The following is a 3,232-nucleotide window of genomic DNA, read 5'->3' as shown; positions in this document are numbered from 1 at the left end:
GTTCATTCATTGGCTGCGAGGTGTGTGTGGCGATCCACTGCAACCACTTGGGAGAGATCAAGTTGCGCGAAAACTGCTGATAGCAAGCCTGCTTGGCGCATCGGGTCGCTTCTGCAAATTTAATAACGTCTAACTCTCTATTTTCATTTAAAAAATATTCCGGGACGTGTTTCGAGACGCAGTAGTATGATGCTGTCTGATAGGCGTGTTTTCGCATTGGAAAATCTCCCTGATTTAGTCAGATGCAAGCATGTCTAGTGATGTGACTTCGGGGAGGCGTGCTGAACCTATGGAGAAACGACCATCGGACTCGGACACCTCGATCTCCGTATAGTCTCCTCTTCGCTCCCCAGAGTCAATCAACTTTCTGTGGATTAGTATCATCTTCGCCCCGAACCCTCGAGGGATTACGCCCACAACCTTCCGGTGCTCGTATCCCCGTTTGATTGTGAAGAGGTGAAGGCCTGTTTGTAGTGTCCTAGCGAGCGGCGCGTCTATTTCCACCGCATCGCCGTTTATTATGGCGAGAAGATCCTCTCTGTCGGCATCACCCAGAGAGGGGAATGTAGAGTTTCCGCCTGAAATCTGGATCAGGCCCGCGAGGAGTAGCGCTCCGCCCTCTGCCGTTCTGGATCGCTTCTTTTTCTCTGCTTGTGTCATGTCAGGCATGATGCCGAGTGACAGCCACGCTTCATCGACATTCAGGACTTTTGCTACGCCCTTCATCATCTTCGGGCGAGGCCGAGACTCCCCGGCGAACCATTTGCGGATCGCTTCTGCGCTAGCGGAGAAATCTTGGCCCAGGGCATTAAGCTCTTCCCGAAGCCATTTTTGCTTGCCTCGGTATAGGTCTGTTGGGCAATGCGGGTGGTCGATGCATGCGCGCTCTAGGCGGGCTGCAAAATCAGGGTTACGAAGTTCTCCCATGTCACATCCTTCTGGTTTTCTGGGCAACCATGTGTTGATTTGATTGGCGTGTCAAGCGGCGTCTGTGCATGCCATGCAAAGCATTCCGGCCCTGTTAGCCTTTACGGTTTCGTTCGTTATATCTGTGCGCGCTCTCACGGTGCAGTTCTTCGAGTTGCCTGTAATAACAGGGCTGGCAACTCCAGACGTCTCGGGGCGTAAGTGGGTTTCCGTTCACCCCTACGGGTTCATAGCTAACAAGATGCATTTCTGGCTGGGGCTTTCGTATCCCGCAGAATTTGCATGTGCGCCTTGCATACTGTGCCATTCCTGTCCTTCTGAGCTTAGCCGTCTGCGCTGTCCGGCAGTGAGTTCCTACCACGGCCACCAGCGGCGGCGCGGCGGCGTCCCTTGCGGTGGAGGCAGCATCCTGCGCAGATCCTCGATGTGCCTTCCTCGTTCATCTGCCAGTGCCTCGGCCACCGCTGCGCGTTTCTCAGCATCCGCGAGCTGCTCTTTGAGGGTCTCAAATTGGCCGGGTAAGAGGGTGTTCATGGTGGACAATACTTCATGTTCTTGACCGACGGTCTTTACCGCCTCACCTTGTCTTGGCTGGTAAACTCTTGCCATCTCTGATGGGTCTATTGTCCATGTTCCTTGTCCATTCTGAACACCTGAAACCTTTCCAGATTTCAGGGCTTTTTGCAGGGTTGGCCGGGAAACATCAAAGTGTTTTACCGCCTCGCGTATGGAAAGTTTGTCCACCTTTTCACCCCTGTTCCTGCTGGTCAAAGTTGGGTGATATTGCCCGGTCAATGGTGGGCAATTCTGGCTCCATGTCTTTTAGAAACGGCTGCGAAGGTGGCGGCAGGCCAGGGCCGCCGGGTATCTGCCCCTCACTGATGCGTGGTAGGTGTCGCAGGGGGGCTTGCTGGTCGAGTTCAGCGCGGTCGGGTTGCTCCTCTTCGGACACAACTACAGCCGCACTAAACAGGCTGTAGCGCAGTCCGTCCCGTGATCCCTGCCATGCCACCCTGTCGTTGACGACATAGGCATTGGTCTGGCTGGTCGCGCCAAGTTGGCGAACCTCGATCCATCGGCCTTCAGCCAGATCGACGATGGCGCGCCTGACGGACCGTGTGGAAAGGCCGCACAGCTTGGCGATGGTGTCTTGGCTGATGACCACGGCATTATGCTCACCGAGGTTGGCGCACAGAATGTGCATCACAGCGCTGGCAGCAGGCTTTTTTGCCAGTATCGCCCACGCCTCGTGGGCTTCCCGGTCAGTTTGAACCCAAGTGCCGAGCGGGCGCTTTGCTGGAATGGGGGGCGGCTTTGCCAATGTCTATTATCCGGCGAATTTTTCCAAATTCTGGACAGATTTGGCAGGAATGCGGCCCTTGTCAAGTTTTTGGACATAAATGACCTCAGCATAGGACACCAGAGTCCTCTACCCCTGCTCGGCGGCCTGTCATATTCTTGGACATAAATGGCCTAAGAGGACACCAGAGTCCTCTACCCCGGACTCTGGTGTCCTATGGGGGGGCAGTAAGGCACTGTTTCAAAACGATGTTTTTTTTGCCCTTCTTATGATCTTAGGGCAGGCAAAAAATGCACAGTCCGGGCGCGCTTGCGCGCCGGGGGGGAGCGCCTTTCCAAGGGGCTGGCGACCCCCCGCCTACGGACGGGCTGTGTAGTTTTTGCTTGCCATCGGACGCGAGGCCCCTTGTGGGCCGAGTGGACGATTCCGCGCATGTGTGCGCGTGACGGGTGGGGGTGCGGGGGAGGGAACATGCACCGGTAACGCCCGTGGCGAGCCTCGGATTTGCTTAGAGCAGGAAGGTGATAACTTTGGTTGTCAGTCACCCCCGTGATAACTATAGTTGTCGAATGATCGAGTTAATCCGAAGCGGAACCTTCGATACCTGGCTTTCCGATTTGCGGGATCGCAGAGCGGTTGCGCGCATCGCTGCCAGACTGGACCGCCTTGCAGCGGGGAACCCCGGCGATGTGGAGTCGGTCGGAGAGGGTGTTTCGGAACTGCGGATCAACTACGGGCCGGGCTACCGGGTGTATTTCATCCAGCGCGGCCCGGTTCTCGTGATCCTGCTTTGTGGCGGCGACAAGTCCACGCAGAGCAAAGACATCAAACAGGCCAAGGTGCTGGCCGCAGAGTGGAAGGGCTAAGCGATGCCGGAAGAGAAATTCGCCCGCTACGATTCCGCTGACTACCTCAAGACCGAGGAAGACATTGCGGCTTATCTCGAAGCGGTCATGGAAAATGGCGGCGACGATCCCGCCTATGTTGCCCGCGCCCTTGGGGTGG

General features: G+C 56.2%; 5 protein-coding genes. 1 reads left to right on the top strand and 4 read right to left on the bottom strand.

The features are described from left to right. The 4 genes from DRF71_RS28915 to DRF71_RS27005 form a co-directional block, all read right to left on the bottom strand. Positions 1-217 (bottom strand): hypothetical protein (locus DRF71_RS28915; RefSeq protein ID WP_232831717.1); only part of this gene is annotated, 217 nt, incomplete at its 3' end. Between the two features lie 17 nt (positions 218-234). Next, positions 235-927: a helix-turn-helix domain-containing protein gene (locus DRF71_RS27015; protein ID WP_112313513.1), complete on the bottom strand. Its 693-nt coding sequence runs from the start codon at positions 925-927 to the stop codon at positions 235-237. A gap of 354 nt (positions 928-1,281) precedes the next feature. Beyond that, a complete protein-coding gene (locus tag DRF71_RS27010) occupies positions 1,282-1,671 on the bottom strand; it encodes a helix-turn-helix domain-containing protein (RefSeq protein ID WP_157971304.1) in 390 nt (129 codons plus the stop codon). Positions 1,672-1,675: 4 nt separating this feature from the next. After that, entirely contained in the window at positions 1,676-2,248 is a 573-nt protein-coding gene (locus DRF71_RS27005) for a helix-turn-helix domain-containing protein (protein WP_232831716.1), read from the bottom strand. A gap of 548 nt (positions 2,249-2,796) precedes the next feature. On the opposite strand from DRF71_RS27005, the gene DRF71_RS27000 reads away from it, so the two are divergent. Further along, positions 2,797-3,093 carry a type II toxin-antitoxin system RelE/ParE family toxin gene (locus tag DRF71_RS27000; RefSeq protein WP_112313511.1) on the top strand — a complete coding sequence of 99 codons (297 nt, stop codon included), beginning with the start codon at positions 2,797-2,799 and terminating at the stop codon, positions 3,091-3,093. Positions 3,094-3,232 lie beyond the last annotated feature (139 nt).

Source organism: Pseudogemmobacter bohemicus (genome assembly GCF_003290025.1).
Lineage (GTDB): Bacteria > Pseudomonadota > Alphaproteobacteria > Rhodobacterales > Rhodobacteraceae > Pseudogemmobacter > Pseudogemmobacter bohemicus.
The sequence above is the reverse complement of the archived record's forward strand: the minus strand, read 5'-3'. Positions and strand labels throughout refer to the sequence as shown.